General features: G+C 34.1%; 1 protein-coding gene. It reads left to right on the top strand.

Annotated features, from left to right (window positions below; genetic code table 11):
* Nucleotides 1-270, top strand: a 270-nt coding sequence (locus R0K30_RS22065) for a condensation domain-containing protein (protein ID WP_410612989.1), incomplete at both ends; no start/stop codon positions are given.

The following is a 270-nucleotide window of genomic DNA, read 5'->3' as shown; positions in this document are numbered from 1 at the left end:
AATCCGATTCTTTTCAACATTTTTCATCAAGGCTTCAGGGCTATGCCAATGGAAAGAACTTAAAAAAGGAAAGCGACTATTGGAAAAACGTAGCTAAGGCTGAAGTTAGATTTCTGCCAAGAAAAAAAGAAATAAACAGAGACACATTTGAGAATAGTAAAACGTTAAGTGTCAAGTTAGATAGTAATAAAACCGATAGTTTATTAAGAGAGGCAAACCGGGCCTACAATACAGAGATCAATGATATTTTGTTGACTTCTTTACTAGTAG

The sequence above is a fragment of the Bacillus sp. SIMBA_154 genome, assembly GCF_046536015.1.
Taxonomy (GTDB): Bacteria; Bacillota; Bacilli; order Bacillales; family Bacillaceae; genus Bacillus; species Bacillus pumilus_P.
Note: the sequence above shows the minus strand (reverse complement) of the source record. Positions and strands in the feature narration are given on the sequence as shown.